Origin of the sequence: Aquabacter sp. L1I39, from assembly GCF_017742835.1 — a bacterium.
GTDB lineage: Bacteria > Pseudomonadota > Alphaproteobacteria > Rhizobiales > Xanthobacteraceae > L1I39.
In genome coordinates this window covers 4,570,524-4,584,402 of record NZ_CP072392.1, presented here as the reverse complement: position 1 = coordinate 4,584,402, position 13,879 = coordinate 4,570,524, and the positions used below count along the sequence as shown (strand labels likewise).

18 protein-coding genes are annotated in these 13,879 nt (G+C 63.0%); 14 read left to right on the top strand and 4 right to left on the bottom strand.

Annotation, left to right across the window (positions count from 1 at the left end; genetic code table 11):
• Positions 1–311: 311 nt before the first annotated feature.
• Positions 312–926, bottom strand: a complete 615-nt coding sequence (locus J5J86_RS20815) for a GNAT family N-acetyltransferase (protein ID WP_209101633.1) — start codon at positions 924–926, stop codon at positions 312–314.
• Between the two features lie 53 nt (positions 927–979).
• Complete coding sequence (locus J5J86_RS20810) at positions 980–2,416, bottom strand: hypothetical protein (protein ID WP_209101630.1); 1,437 nt, start codon at positions 2,414–2,416, stop codon at positions 980–982.
• A 441-nt stretch (positions 2,417–2,857) separates the two neighbouring features.
• Between J5J86_RS20810 and J5J86_RS20805 the strand changes: the two genes are divergently transcribed.
• Positions 2,858–4,150, top strand: a complete 1,293-nt coding sequence (locus J5J86_RS20805; RefSeq protein ID WP_209101627.1) for a site-specific integrase — start codon at positions 2,858–2,860, stop codon at positions 4,148–4,150.
• A gap of 67 nt (positions 4,151–4,217) precedes the next feature.
• Here J5J86_RS20805 and J5J86_RS20800 read toward each other — a convergent pair whose 3' ends face one another.
• Both J5J86_RS20800 and J5J86_RS20795 read right to left on the bottom strand, forming a co-directional pair.
• Positions 4,218–5,111, bottom strand: a complete 894-nt coding sequence (locus J5J86_RS20800; RefSeq protein WP_209101624.1) for a hypothetical protein — start codon at positions 5,109–5,111, stop codon at positions 4,218–4,220.
• A complete protein-coding gene (locus J5J86_RS20795; RefSeq protein WP_209101621.1) occupies positions 5,108–5,317 on the bottom strand; it encodes a helix-turn-helix transcriptional regulator in 210 nt (69 codons plus the stop codon). Before J5J86_RS20795 ends, J5J86_RS20800 begins: the two co-directional genes overlap by 4 nt.
• An 86-nt stretch (positions 5,318–5,403) precedes the next feature.
• Between J5J86_RS20795 and J5J86_RS20790 the strand changes: the two genes are divergently transcribed.
• The 13 genes from J5J86_RS20790 (at position 5,404) to J5J86_RS20730 (ending at position 13,879) form a co-directional block, all read left to right on the top strand.
• A complete protein-coding gene (locus J5J86_RS20790; protein ID WP_209101618.1) occupies positions 5,404–5,910 on the top strand; it encodes a hypothetical protein in 507 nt (168 codons plus the stop codon).
• Positions 5,907–6,242 (top strand): hypothetical protein, encoded by a 336-nt coding sequence (locus J5J86_RS20785; protein ID WP_209101615.1) that lies wholly within the window; start codon positions 5,907–5,909, stop codon positions 6,240–6,242. Before J5J86_RS20790 ends, J5J86_RS20785 begins: the two co-directional genes overlap by 4 nt.
• Positions 6,243–6,580: 338 nt before the next feature.
• Positions 6,581–7,084, top strand: a complete 504-nt coding sequence (locus tag J5J86_RS20780; RefSeq protein ID WP_209101612.1) for a hypothetical protein — start codon at positions 6,581–6,583, stop codon at positions 7,082–7,084.
• The gene (locus J5J86_RS20775; RefSeq protein WP_209101609.1) at positions 7,084–7,335 is read left to right on the top strand and encodes a hypothetical protein; all 252 of its coding nucleotides are present in this window, start codon (positions 7,084–7,086) and stop codon (positions 7,333–7,335) included. Before J5J86_RS20780 ends, J5J86_RS20775 begins: the two co-directional genes overlap by 1 nt.
• The gene (locus J5J86_RS20770; protein ID WP_209101605.1) at positions 7,332–7,985 is read left to right on the top strand and encodes a hypothetical protein; all 654 of its coding nucleotides are present in this window, start codon (positions 7,332–7,334) and stop codon (positions 7,983–7,985) included. Before J5J86_RS20775 ends, J5J86_RS20770 begins: the two co-directional genes overlap by 4 nt.
• An 86-nt stretch (positions 7,986–8,071) precedes the next feature.
• Positions 8,072–9,013: an AAA family ATPase gene (locus J5J86_RS20765; RefSeq protein WP_209101603.1), complete on the top strand. Its 942-nt coding sequence runs from the start codon at positions 8,072–8,074 to the stop codon at positions 9,011–9,013.
• Positions 9,014–9,400: 387 nt separating this feature from the next.
• On the top strand, positions 9,401–10,531 hold the full coding sequence (locus tag J5J86_RS20760) for a phage portal protein (RefSeq protein ID WP_247657741.1): 1,131 nt from the start codon (positions 9,401–9,403) through the stop codon (positions 10,529–10,531).
• Positions 10,528–10,764, top strand: a complete 237-nt coding sequence (locus J5J86_RS20755; RefSeq protein ID WP_209101597.1) for a hypothetical protein — start codon at positions 10,528–10,530, stop codon at positions 10,762–10,764. The genes J5J86_RS20760 and J5J86_RS20755 overlap by 4 nt, the downstream gene beginning before the upstream one ends.
• The gene (locus J5J86_RS20750; protein WP_209101594.1) at positions 10,764–12,323 is read left to right on the top strand and encodes a phage major capsid protein; all 1,560 of its coding nucleotides are present in this window, start codon (positions 10,764–10,766) and stop codon (positions 12,321–12,323) included. The genes J5J86_RS20755 and J5J86_RS20750 overlap by 1 nt, the downstream gene beginning before the upstream one ends.
• A 25-nt stretch (positions 12,324–12,348) precedes the next feature.
• The gene (locus tag J5J86_RS20745; protein WP_209101592.1) at positions 12,349–12,756 is read left to right on the top strand and encodes a hypothetical protein; all 408 of its coding nucleotides are present in this window, start codon (positions 12,349–12,351) and stop codon (positions 12,754–12,756) included.
• Positions 12,757–12,988: 232 nt separating this feature from the next.
• Positions 12,989–13,246, top strand: a complete 258-nt coding sequence (locus tag J5J86_RS20740) for a spike base protein, RCAP_Rcc01079 family (RefSeq protein WP_247657740.1) — start codon at positions 12,989–12,991, stop codon at positions 13,244–13,246.
• The gene (locus J5J86_RS20735; protein ID WP_209101589.1) at positions 13,246–13,593 is read left to right on the top strand and encodes an HNH endonuclease signature motif containing protein; all 348 of its coding nucleotides are present in this window, start codon (positions 13,246–13,248) and stop codon (positions 13,591–13,593) included. Before J5J86_RS20740 ends, J5J86_RS20735 begins: the two co-directional genes overlap by 1 nt.
• On the top strand, positions 13,586–13,879 hold the full coding sequence (locus tag J5J86_RS20730) for a head-tail connector protein (RefSeq protein WP_209101587.1): 294 nt from the start codon (positions 13,586–13,588) through the stop codon (positions 13,877–13,879). The genes J5J86_RS20735 and J5J86_RS20730 overlap by 8 nt, the downstream gene beginning before the upstream one ends.

Here is a 13,879-nt window from a genome sequence, read left to right as displayed (position 1 = left end):
CTCGCCCGCCGGCCGTGAGAATTTCAGGCCCGCGCCTCTCAGCGACGAACGACAAAATGCCGATCCGCGATGGAGGCGTCGCAAGCGGGTGACGACCTCCGACCGGCCATCGGTCCGCCTTCAGCCTGGGGCGGTCGCAGATGAGCGCTTGGCCGGCTCACTAGAGCGCGATCCCATCAGATTGAATCAATCTGATGGGTGAATCGCCCTCTAACCCATTGATAGAGAATGCGTGATCCAATCAGATGGCGATGCCATCTGATTGGCGCATGCTCTAGCCGCAAGTGCAGGGGCAGTCTTCCGGCTTGAGATCAGAGGCTGCGCTGCAGGTAGAGCCAGTACGGAAGAAGCCGCTCCGGCGGCTCCGCCCCGGCATAGGGCTCGCACAGTTGGAAGCCCGCAGCATGATAGATCTTGTGGGCGGACGTCATGAAGACGCCGGTATCAAGCCGGACCATCCCGTAGCCAAGCTGGCGCGCTTCGGTGAGAAGATGATCCACTGCCTGGGTGCCAAGCCCCATGCCGCGAAACTGCGGACGGGTGAAGATGCGAACGATTTCCGCCGCACCATCGGGAAGCCGCCGAATGCCGCCCATGGCCATGATCTGCCCAGCATCATCCCGCCGGACATAAACTCCGCCTTCATTCGGCCCAATGCGGCGACCGATGTCGGTTGTATAGGAAACATATGTATCGAGGCTCATTCCCACGATATCTGGGATCGAGAATTTGCAGCGTGCGATGATTTCATCATTCATCCACTGAAAATACGCCATCGAAATATCGAGGATCTCATCCCGCTGTTCGCATACCCCGAGATCCACGCGCTCGAACGCAACCCGAGCCAATTGCCCACCACCTCGATTTTCCAAGTTCACCGCCCCCGCCACACTCACACCATAATACCACACCGAAACATCCGGCATAGGCGCGTGATCACGATGACGGACAGGGCGGCGCGATCACGCGCATATGGCCCCTAAAGCTCGCCCCCGAACCGAAACAGAATCGGTTCGGAGGTCTCGGACACAGGTTTGCCCGCCCCGGCATCGAAAAGGCATTCGCCGATCCTCACGAAGCTCCTTGTGGCCCCAAAGGCTGTCTCCACCGCGCCGGACATGCCCGCGCGCGGCGCTAGATGTTCAAGCAGGACATGCAGCAGGAGCGCCTTGTCCCGGTCGGTCCCCGCGCGGAACAGAAGCGTCTCGTCCGGCATGGCAATGCGGTCCCGGCTGCCAAAGATCGAGGCGGCCCCGTCCATGGAGGCGATCACGGACAGCGCGTCCGCGGGGCTCGAGAGAATGAGCCCCAATTGCCTGCACTTCGGCTGCTCCCGCGCGGCCTCCAGATAGGGATGAAGGTCTTTCACCAGCAGGGACCGGTAGGCATAGAGCACGCCTTGGGAGGCCTCGTCATCGGCCGCGGCCAGGATTTCTTCCGCCGCATCCAAGGAGGGTGCGCCCAGGAGCTCCCTGAGGCAATCCGCCAGAGGATCCTCCGCGCAGGAGAGGCGTGGCCTGGACAAGGCGGCATCCAGTTGCCTCAGCCGCACGCCGAAAAAGGCGTCCATCTGCGTGGCGATCTCGTCGATATGGGCGTCCGGAAGGCTGGTCTGCCCGGTTTCCAGATCAAACGTGCCGGCCACCGAGGTGATGCGGTTGAGGTCGCCAAGGCACGCATCGAACACCTCCTGCGCCCCTCCCTCCTGTGCCTGCGACACCGCTGTCCGCCACCCGTCGGCGAAGTAGATCCTGTTCTTTCCATAGAACCACCATGGCTCACCTTCGCTGGTCCAGCCAAAGGCAGAAGTGTGCGACGGGCTGCTCAAGGCAATGACGTTCGCCACCGATCCCTTCTGGAGCGTCATGGCAAGGGCGGCGAATATGGCTGTCTCATCAACGCAAGAGGTCACGCCCCGCACCGAGGCGTGCGAGGACCCCAACAGGGTCCTCTTGGCGCGTATGAGGTCGATATTCCCGTAGCTGTATGCTGGAAACCGGCTCGCAGCCATCCGGTCGATGGCCGGCTGAAGCCCTGCGGCGGGTATGGCGCCGGACCGGATGCGCGCCTCGAATGTGGACAGGATCTGGCCGAGCGCGAGATCAACACATGCCGGCCCGAGCCGCGCGCGCTCGGCAGCAAGATCGAGCTCGCCGTAAAGCTCAGCCACTTGCGTCACATGGAGGTGCCGGAAGCTGCGATCCAGCACCTTCTGGATTTCCTCGATGGAGCGCCGGATCGGGCGCGCGCCGCCCCCATTCGCGTTTGCAACGCGCGCCCGGATCTTCTCGGCGAACTCCCAGGTGGACGCTGACAGCAGGTTGCTGGCGACGAGATAGAGGAGAAGATTGGGATTGACGTAGGCGTCGAAGATATTGGGGGCCACAAGCGTCTTGAAGCCCTGCTTCGATGCCATGACCCCACCCCGGTGTTTGACCGCAGTCGAAACGGGACTGTTCAGTCCAAGCTATCAAGGGCCGGCAGGCGCGTCACGCGCGGCGATATGCATGCCCTAAGGTCAGATCCGATCCCACAACTGCCCCTGGTCTATTGACGGAGGATAAAGGCGGCATCTGAGCGCGCCGGGACCATGGCACACCGCGTCCGAAGGTGGACGACATTCAATTCTGCAGGAAGACCGGGTTGGTGGAGCCGAGGGGAATCGAACCCCTGACCTCTGCAGTGCGATTTCAGTTCCGGCGCCATTTGCTGACATATCGGCTCTTTTCGCCTCGCATCTATCCTGTTCTATATCAACGACTTAGGCGATTTCTGACGTTTATGGCGCTTTGCCGATATTGGCCCGATTTTCGTTCCCGTGCTTACATGGTGCTTACACGGGCGCGGGGAGGGGGCCTTGCCGAGGCTGACAAAGAGGGTGGTGGACACCGCGGAAGCCGGCCCCTCGCAGGCCATCATTTGGGACAGCGAGGTGAAGGGATTCGGCCTGCGCATCATGCCATCTGGCGTGAAGTCCTACGTCCTCCAGTATCGCATCACCGGCGGGCGAAGCCGGCGCTATACCATCGGCAAGCACGGCTCGCCCTGGACCGTCGAGGAAGCCCGCAGGAAGGCGGCCGAATTGCTCCATCAGATCGGGCGGGGCGGCGATCCTCTGGAAGCGAAGGCCGAGGCACGGGCGGCCCTGACCGTCGCCGACCTGGTGGAGCTCTATCTTTCCGAAGGCCCGGCCGCCAAGCCCAACAAGAAGCCCTCAAGCTGGGAAACCGACGCATCGAACCTGCGCCGGCATGTCCTCCCGCTCCTGGGCAAGAAGCCCATGAAGGCCGTCACCTCGGCAGACGTTGCCCGCCTTCAAGCCGACGTGGCGGCCGGCAAGACGGCTGCTGACGTGAAGACGGGATGGCGCGGGCGGGCGCGCGTGCGGGGCGGAAAGGGCATTGCCTCGCGCGCCGTGGCGGCGCTGGGGGCCGCCTATACCTTCGCGATGGACCGGGAGCTTGTGGAGAAGAACCCGGCGCGGGGTGTGAAGCTGCTCAAAGGCGAGACGATGGAGCGCTTCCTATCCGAACGGGAGGTGGCCGCCATCGGCGACGCGCTCATAGAGATGGAGGACGAGGCGAGGCTTCACCCGCGCATGGCGGCGGCGATTCGCCTCCTGATGCTGACCGGATGCCGGAAGGGCGAAATCCTCGGCCTGCAATGGGCCTGGATCGATTGGGGACGGGGCCTTATTCGCCTGCCCGACAGCAAGACCGGGGCGAAGACCGTCCCCCTCCCCTTGCCGGCGGTGGAGATCCTCAAGGTAATCGAGCGGAAGGAGGGGAACCCTCACGTCCTGCGGGCGATCCGGGGCAGCGAGGACGGCCCGCTGGTGGGCCTGCAATCGGCCTGGGAATCTGTGAGGGTGCGGGCAACCGAGCTTGCGCGCCAGCGCGCAACGGAAGCCGGGGAGGACGTGAGCCTGGCGCCGGACCTGACGGACGTGCGCATTCACGACCTGCGGCACTCCTACGCGTCCTTCGCCGTGGCGGACGGCGCCCCGCTCTATCTGGTGGGCAAGGTGCTAGGGCATAAGCAAGCGCGCACCACCGAAGGCTATGCGCACCTTTCAGACGATCCGCTGAAGGCCGTGGCCGAGCGGACGGCGGCGCGGATCGCGGAGGCGTTGAAGCGCCCGACTCGGTGACGGGCCGCTGTATCCACCACCTGAACGCGGTGTTGGTGTATACGAGGGATCCTGTTGCCTTGTCTCCCTAGGTAGATTTCATATCGCGCGGAGCAGCAGCCAACACTGACGGCGGAACAATGATTTCTTGTGAGTACGATGATAAATTTTCCGACGCGGCTAAAATTGAAGCGGCCTGCTTTAGGTTCGCAAAATCTGCATCTGGATTATGTAAACTATTCTGAATTTCACGAAGCAATGAATCCTCCAACTCATCTATTAAAGACGTGAACCCACTCACGCCATGCTGGTCAATAAATTCGGATTGATGGGGAAGAGCTGATTTAACGAGAGCAAGCGTAGGCGCCGGATCTGAAAGTATTTTTTTCCCGACTCCTGTGCGCATTCCCGCCAACTGAGCAAGCGCATGACTAATGACATGGAAATATGCGGAGTACATGGCCCACACCATAGGCGGAAGGAAAGGCCTTTCTGTATCCGGAATATCAGAGCTATTTAAACCGTCTATATCTGCCAATTTCCATATAGAAAATGCAAACTCCCTAACCGCAGCGCCATCCGGACCATTATCCCTAGAAAGATCTAGCGCCACATCTACATTTATTCCACCCATGACTTTGACAGCAAATTTTAGTTTAGACCTTCTGATTACCGACGTCCAAATCTTATCGATCGCCTCCAATCTGCGTTTATCCAAAGACGTGTAACGATTTGCCAACCCGGTCAGCGCACCACTGCGCAGAGCAGTTATCTGATCCGCCTTGGCACGCAGGTCCGCCTTGAGAGCCTCTTCGCTAGCCCGGAATCCAGAACGTATTTCCTCAATTTTCGCATCATATCGATGCTGAATACTCTTTTCTACCTTTGCCTTATAATAAGCTCCAACAATAACCCCCGCGATTGATACTACCGTAGAGGAGGTAATTGCAGCAATCCATTCAGGAGGGATTTGATCGATCATCGCGCCTTCCTCAATCGCACGCCCGGCCCCTCGCCATTCTCCGCAACGAAGATCACGCCGGCCGCCTCCAGCGCCGCGCGGATCGCGGTCAAGGCCTCTGCGCTGCCGGCATACTTCTCAGTCTCGAAATTCGAGATCGTATTACGGTGCACGCCCGATGCGTTTGCAAGGTCGCTGAGCGTCCAGTTCAGCGCAGCGCGCGCCATTCTCACTTGTGCAGGCTTCACAAGCCATATTCCCTGTGCTAGCGTCACAAGTGTAAATATCACAACCGCTCAACAGGAGCAACGCAATGTCCGAGCATGCGCTCGGGGCAAACGCCCCCTCTTTGACTTCTCGCCGGTCCTTCCTGGGCACCGCCGTTGCCGCCGGCGCGGCGCTCGCCGCTGTCCCTGCGGTGGCCAGCACATCGGCGCCAATGAGCGCTGTGGAGGCCGAGATTATCGGGCTCAAGGCGCGCTTCGCGGCAACCATCAAGAGGGAGATGGAATTGCGAGCGATCCACAATGAAGCGGACCGGCGGTTCGCTGCAGCGCTTCGGATGGCAGGCGAGGATAAGGCCTGCCGCGCTGAGGTCGAAGCTCGTTTGCGGGCCGATTGCGACGCAAAGGAAAGAGCATGGGCGGCGGTGCTGACCGAGCAAGACGCGATCGTCGGCGCGGCCTGTGAAATTCAGGCCACCACGCTGAACGAGATCCTCGCGAAGGCGGCTCTCCTTCCGGTGGTGCGGGACGACGACACGACGCACCAAGACCTTGCGCTCTCGATCATGCGCGACCTGCGGGAGATGGGGCAATGAGCGACCTGCTTATCACCGGCCGCAGGAACTTCCTGGTGCGCGCGCTGGGCTTCGTGGCGCTCCCTGCCGCCGCAGCGGTGCCGAGTTCTTCGCGCCTCCCCACTATTTCGCAAGACCTGATTGTGAAGATGGAGGCGTGGCGGGGCGCCTATCGCGACTTTCAGCACCTCAATGCAATGCTCGACGAAAGAAGGCCAGACGGCATGCCGGTACACTCGACAATGTCACGCCCCGGTGTTTTGAACGAGTTCGGCGAACGATACCACGACCGGCGCGAACACGAGCATGAAGTTCGAATGAGCATGCTGCGGGAGATCCTGAAAGTCACGTGAGCCCCCCTCTCCTGAATTGGAGCGGGGCACTATCGGAACATCCGACAGTGCGAGCGATGCACGAGCGATCGGTCAAAAGGACGGCTTCCGTACCTTTGGGCGCAACTGTCAAGGCATCCTCGGAGATTCTGAGGATGGGCGGACGGCAACATCCGACGCCATGCAAGACCGAAGTGGGATTTGCCCACCTCGCCGCGCGGACGGATCGCAATCCATGATTTTCCGGGACTGGCGTCGGTAGGCCAGACCTTCCGAGATGTGCGGATGGAACGGGCGGGGTGGGTTGACCGAGAGTTACACATTGTGTAATTGATACGCATCACGTAGGAATTACGAAAATGCACACCATCTCGGCTCTAGCCCGGAACGCGGCTCTTCCGCGCCGATCCGTCCAGTATTGGCACGATCAGAGCATCATCATTCCCATCTCGCGCAGCCCTGTCGTCTACTCTGACGAGGAACTGCTTCTGGTGCGGCTGCTGGCCCCCTTCGACCACCTTTCATGCGCCGTAGGTGCAATTCGCGAGTTGGCTCGCATTTTCCGCCTCTGCTTGTCCCGGGATGGAAGTGTGCCGCCTGATGTTGCGCAGGCCTTTAGCAACGCACGAGACGGTGACGAGGGTTATTTCATGATGGCGCCCGAGATGATCGGAACAAATCGTTCTGATCCAAAATCGTTTTGGATCTGGACAGCAGGAGCCGTGTCCAAGTCTCAAGCAGCCAAAAGCATATTTTCACTCAACTACAATGCTCGCGCCAATCTGGCGGTTGTCATGATCGACCTGCAATACGCGCTTAATTCTTCCGTTACTGTTGGCGCGATCCGGGAGGACGAAGAGTGATGGAACTCCCGCCCCATCTTCGGAAAACCCGCCTCACAACGGAAGAAGCATCACAATATCTCGAAGTGGTGCACGGCGTGCGCATCGCCAAGATCACGTTGAGCATTCGCCGCTGCAAGGGCGGTGGCCCGGCCTTCCAAAAGTTCGGGCCTCGGGTGCTCTACACGCCCGCCGCTCTCGACGAATGGGCGCTCGCAACGCTTGGCGCGCCCATCAAATCCACTTCCGAAATTCAGGCGAGCACGGCATGAACGCACACTTGCGCCCTGAAATAAGAAGCGCCGAAGCGGCTGGTACCCGCTCCGACGCCGATGGGTCGGATTGGACTGCCCTTCCCGCCCCGGACTTTAGCTTCGCCCCCCTTGCGAGTCATCTGGAATGTGAAGCCGCAGGGCAAGCCTTCCCGTCGCGCGAAGCCCTGGCATCCCTTCGCGCCGCTGGTGTTCCTGATCGCGTCATCGCTGATCAGATCATCACCGAAGCCGAGGTTCGGTTCTTCGCCCGCAGGCGGTGGGACTATCACCCCGGCGGCGTCCCTGCCCTCTTGCTCATGGTCCGCGACAGCTTCGCCGAAGTGGTGGACGTGGTCGCGTGGCCTATCGCCCGGCCCGACAAATGGGCGCGGCTCACCGCGAAGGCGATCCTCCTTGGCGAGGATGCGCTCCATCAGCCGCAGGACGGCCCGGTGGCCGCCCACCGGACGCCGCTCGGTTGGCTCGCCGGTGGCGGGCGCGGCGTCTGCATCCTCGATCCCACATACGCGTGGAAGACCTTGCGCACCGGCCCGCCGCTGTCTGGCGAAGACCTCGCGCACGCCAAGGAGCTGCAAGCGATGCTCGCGCCTCCCGAACCGCCCCGGGTCTTCGTGCGCCAGCCCCTTGACCGGAGAAAAGCTGCCTGATGGACCCTATCCCTCTCGATGCTTTCGCCCGGCGCGGCGGCCCTCCACCCCGGAAGGCGCCCACGATCTTCACGGCCACCGACCTCATGGCCGAGCACTTCGATCCCGTGAGCTACATAGTGCCCGGCTACGTCGCCGAAGGGTGCACGCTACTCGCCGGACGCCCCAAGCTGGGAAAGAGCTGGATGTGCCTCGAATGGGCGTTGGCGGTTGCCGAGGGCGAGGTGTGTCTCGGGAGCATCCGATGCACCCAAGGAAGCGTCCTGTACCTTGCGCTCGAAGACAACCGCCGCCGCCTTCAACGCCGGCTCCGCAAGCTGATGTTCGCGGGCCATGAAGCCCCGGAACGTCTGCATCTGGCCACCGAATGGCCGCGCGCGAACGAAGGCGGCATAGACGAGATTCGCCGGTGGATCGATGAGACCTATGATGCGCGGCTTGTCATCATAGACGTGCTCGCGATGTTCCGCGCCGCGCCCACCAGCAAGGACGCCGCGCCCTATGAGCGGGACTATGGCGCAGTGAAGGCCCTTCAGTCCCTGGCATCAGAGACCGGCGTCGCCATCGTCATTGTGCACCACACGAAAAAAAGCGGCGGCGAGGCCGATCCGTTCGAGAAGGTGTCAGGCACGCTCGGCCTGACTGGCGCCGCGGATGCGGCCGTGATCCTGGACCGAGACAGCAACGGATGCACGGTCTATGCACGCGGGCGAGACATAGAAGAAGTGGAAAGCGCCGTCGAGTTCGACAGAACCACTTGCAGATGGCGCGTCATTGGTGAAGTGTCGGAGGTGCGTCGCTCTGATGAGCGGACGCAGATCCTTGACCTTCTACGTGACGCCACCGAGCCAATGAGCCCAAGCGACCTTTCCGGCGCCCTTGGCTGGTCCAACACGAACGTTCGCCAACTGCTCTTCAAGATGACGAAGGCGGGCGAGGTGCTGAAGGTCGGGAAGCACTATGTCCACCCCGAGCGGACGGACCTCCTAAGGGCTCCGCGACCGCGCGAGGACGACGAAGACGAGTAAGGCCGTTATCGGCGTTATCGGTGTTATCGCCCCCCGGCGTTATCGGCCAATAACAGCGACACCCGATAACATCGATAACGCCGATAACGCTTTTCGGAAGGGTCTGCGGGGTGCTTCTCCGCGGACCCTTTCGTGCGTCTGCACCTCTCCCTCTCTCTATAAAAACACACTTAATATAGAGATCAGGACACCCCCTTGCCCTGATGAGGCCAATACACGCATAAACAGTAATAAATAACGGAAAATAAAAACGTAAAAATAAGGTGGATAGACGGCAGATTTATTGTTGACGCGCCGATTTTGTCAGGCATTCACTCAGGAATGCTTGAACGGTTTCGCCGCTTCCTCGGACTTGAACGCAAGTCGCTCGCGTCGCCTGATGCCGACTTGCTCGCTCTGTTTGGCGCATCTGCCCAGACAGCGGCGGGCGTGGCCGTGGGGCCTGGAAATGCCCTGACCGTCCCTGCCGTGTCCTGTGCCGTGCGAGCGATCAGCGAGGCCGCCGCGTGCCTCGACGTGACCGTTAAGCGTCGCGAGCCGGACGGCACCGAGACCGAGGTGACAGACCATCCGGTGGCCGCGCTCTTGCGGGACGGGCCGAACGACTGGACGGACGGCTTCACCTTCCTGCGAGACCTGGTGGCGCAAGCCCTGATCTACGACACGGGCGGCTTGGGCTGGATCAATCGGGTGAACGGCCGGCCGGTGGAGATCCTCCACTTTCAGCCCGGCTTTCTGACCGCACAGGACGACGGCACCGGCACCGGCGCGTGCCGCTATTTCCTGAACGGTGGTGCGATTCCAGCCCAGGATACAATCCACCTGCGCTCGCCGTTCGGCCGCTCGCCGCTGTCCCTGGCGCGCGAAAGCATCGGCCTGGCGCTCACACTCGACGCCCACGCGGCGCGCCTGTTCGGCAACGGCGCCCGACCCTCTGGCGTGCTCTCGCTGAAAGAGCGGATGACGCCGGAAGCCATCGCCCGCATTCGTTCGTCCTGGCAGCTTGCGCACGGCGCCGGCAAGTCCGGCGGCACGGCCATCGTGGAAGGCGGGGCCGAGTATTCGCCCCTCACGATGACCAGCGTTGACAGCCAGTTCATGGAAATGCGGTCCTTCGAGATCCTCCAGGTTGCCCGCGCCTTCCGCGTGCCGCCGCAGATGCTCTACGACCTTTCGCGCGCCACCTGGTCGAACGCCGAACAGATGGGGCGGGAGTTCCTTACTTACACGCTGGAACCCTGGCTCCGTGCCCTGGAAGGGTGCCTGCGCCGTGCGCTCTTCACGCCGGAAGAGTTCCCCACGCATCGCGTCGCCTTCGACCGGGACGACCTGACGCGCGCCTCGCTGACCGAGCGCGCCACTGCCATCAACTCGCTGATCTCCTCGCGCGTCCTCAATCCGAACGAGGGCCGCGACTGGCTGGACCTGCCGCCCCGCGCCGGCGGCGAGGAATACGCGAACCCGAACACCGGATCGAACCAGCCCGGCGCCGCGGCGCCGCAGGGAAGCGCCACATGACGAATATCATCCCCTTTCCTGCTGCCTCACGGGCGGAGCTCGACGGCGGATTCATCAGGGACGACCTGACGCCCTCCAAATGCAGAGAGGCGTTCTATTTCATCGACCTGGTGGAGGCGGACGGCTCTCGCTTCTGCATGTGGGATGGCAACTCCTATGACGAGGCCCTCGCCGTTCTCGGGGAGTTTCGTCGTGGCGGCATCGCCACCCGTGACCTCCTGAGGGGGCACTGATGCAGCACCTTGAGTTCAAAGCCAACTTCACCGCCGGGGATGCAGGCCAGATCGCGGGATATGCCTCGCTCTTCGGCCGCCCGGCGGACGCTGTGCGCGACATCGTGGAGCCGGGGGCGTTCAAGGCCTCCCTGATGCTGCGCACGCCTGAGATGAAGGCCGAGCACGCCGGCCCCGCCATCGGCGCATGGGATGAAGTCGTGGAAGACGAGATGGGCCTTCGCGTGAAAGGCCGCCTCAACCTCGATAACCCCGCCGGCCGCGCCGTCTATGCCGACGTGATCGCCGGCCGGAAGGGTGGGCTCTCCATCGGCTATGTCGCCACCAAGAGCGCCAAGGACGCATCCGGCGCCCGCGTGCTGGCTCAAGTCGATCTTCACGAAATCAGCATTGTCCGAAATCCGGCCTCCAGCCGGACCCGCATCCTTTCAGTCAAATCGAAGGAGGGCAGCATGCCCGGTGATGAGAACGGCGCCGCAGCCGACACGGCGGCCCTGGAAGTGAAGGTCGCCGACCTCGACAAGGCGGTGAAGTCGCTTCCGGTGGTGGACCTGAAGCCCTTCACGGAACGCCTGGACAAGATCGAGGCGAAGATGAACCGCCCGGCCACGAAGGACACGCCCGCCGAACCGACGCTTGAGCGGAAGTCCTTCGCCACCTATCTGCGCCACGGCAACGCCACGCCCGCCGAAGAGCTGAAGAGCCTCACGGTGTCGTCCGACCCGCAGGGCGGCTATCTCGCCCCGGCCGAGATGAGCACCGAGTTCGTGCGCGACCTGGTGGAGTTCTCCCCCATCCGCGCCGTCGCCAGCGTGCGCAGCACCGGCGCGCCGTCCGTGATCTATCCCAAGCGAACCGGCATCACGAACGCCAAGTGGAAGGGCGAGACGCAGGCGTCCGAGGCTTCCGAACCCGCGTTCGGCCAGCTGGAAATCCCGGTCAAGGAGGTGAACACCTTCGTTGACGTGAGCAACCAGTTGCTCGCCGACAGCGCCGGACAGGCGGAAGCCGAGGTGCGCCTCGCGCTCGCCGAAGACTTTGGCCAGAAGGAGGGCCTCGCCTTCCTGAAGGGTAACGGCGTTCTGGAGCCCACCGGCCTGCTGACCGATGCCAGCATCGGCTACACGGCCAATGGCCACGCCACCAATCTTTCGGCCGATGCGCTGATCGGCTTCATGTATGCGCTGCCCGCCGCCTATCGCAATCGCGGCTCCTGGCTCCTGAACGGCACCACCCTTGCCGTCATCCGCAAGCTGAAGGACGGACAGGGGAATTACCTCTGGCAGCCCAGCTTCCAGGCGGGCCAGCCCGAGACCATCCTCGGCCGCCCGGTGGTGGAGGCGGTGGACATGCCCGACATCGCCGCGGACGCCTTCCCCATCATGTTCGGCGACCTCGCCACGGGCTACCGCATCGTGGACCGTGTGGCGCTCACCATCCTGGTGAACCCCTACATCCGCGCCACGGACGGCGTGACGCGCATTCATGCCACCCGGCGGGTGGGCGGTGGCGTCATCCAGCCCAAGGCCCTGCGCAAGCTCAAGATGGCCGTGAGCTGATCGGCGACGGAAGGAGAACACACACATGCGCGACATTGCATCGAACATCGCCGTCCGCGCCGTCATCGCTCCAGTGGTGGTGTCGGACAACACCGCTGCGGTGGGCACGGTGATCGACCGGCTCGGCTTCGACAGCCTGGCCTATGTGATCGCCACCGGCACCCTCGCCGACGCGGACGCCACCTTCACGGTGCTGCTGGAGGAGTCGGACGCATCCGGTTCCGGCTTCACTGCCGTGGCCGATGCCGACCTGATCGGCACCGAGGCGGACGCCAGCTTCACCTTCGCCAATGACGGTGTGGTGCGCAAGCTCGGGTATCGCGGCCACAAGCGTTACACGCGGCTCACCATCACGCCGGCCGGCAACAGCGGGAGCGCGCCGCTTGCGGCGGTCGCGATCCTCGGCCACGCGGCGAGCCGTCCCGTTTCCTGACTTCAAAGGGCGCCGGTACCTTGAGGGCACTTAGCGACCTGCCCAACAGCGAGAATTCCGCCTCCCCGGCGCCCGCGGTGCGAACCGGCCATGAGGGGTCAAGGCGGGAAAGGTCGCGAGCACCAGCCGAGACGACGGCCAAGGGCTCAAGCGGATTCCCGGGATAGGGACCGCAGGGGAGGCGGCGGGCGGATGCTTCGCCCCTCCCCGTCCCGCTCACACGAGGTGAATGATGGACCCGTTCGATTCCTTTGCGCTCCAGGTATCCGACCAAGCCGTAAAGCTCGCCGCGATCACGCCCGCGAACGCCGACCTGGCACAGGCTACCCGCGCCCTTTATGTCGGCACCGGCGGCGACCTGGTGGTGATCGGCAAGGATGATTCCGCCTCGGTGACGCTCAAGAACGTCCCTTCCGGGACGATCCTCCCGCTTCGCGTCAAGCGGGTGGCTGCCGCCACCACGGCAACTGACATCCTGGGGCTCTACTGATGCCCGTCCGCGCCCCTCGCATCTGCGGCTGTGGCCACCGCATCGCCTCTGGCGAGGTGTGCCCGTGCGAGCGGCGCCGGAAGGCCGAGGCGGACAAGCGCCGGCCCTCGGCCCGTGAGCGCGGCTATGACAGCAAGTGGGACCGGGAGCGCGAGGCGTTCCTGAAGACCCACCCCACATGCGCCCGCCCGCAGTGCGGCGCGCCGGCAACTGTGGTGGATCATATCGAGCCCCATCGCGGCGACATGAAAAAGTTCTGGAACCGCAGCAACTGGCAGCCCTTGTGCGCCGGCTGCCATTCCCGGTGGAAGCAGTCCCGTGAGAAGCGCGAGGCCGCCCATGGCTGACGTTATCGACACCCTGGAAATCGTCACCATCCCGTCGCTTCACGACGCGCTGAACATCACCATTGATGGCGACGATCTGAAGCTTGAACGGCTGGTGGAGACCGCACGGGACTTCATCGAGGGCTATGTGGGGCCGCTCGATGACTTCGAGACGGCAGACGCGGTGCCCGCCGCCATCGCCCAAGCCATGCGCCTCTATGTGGGGCACCTCTATGACGAAGATGCCGCGCCCGTTCCTGAAGGCGTGTTCGCCCTGATCGGCCCCTACCGAAAGTGGGAGTTCTGA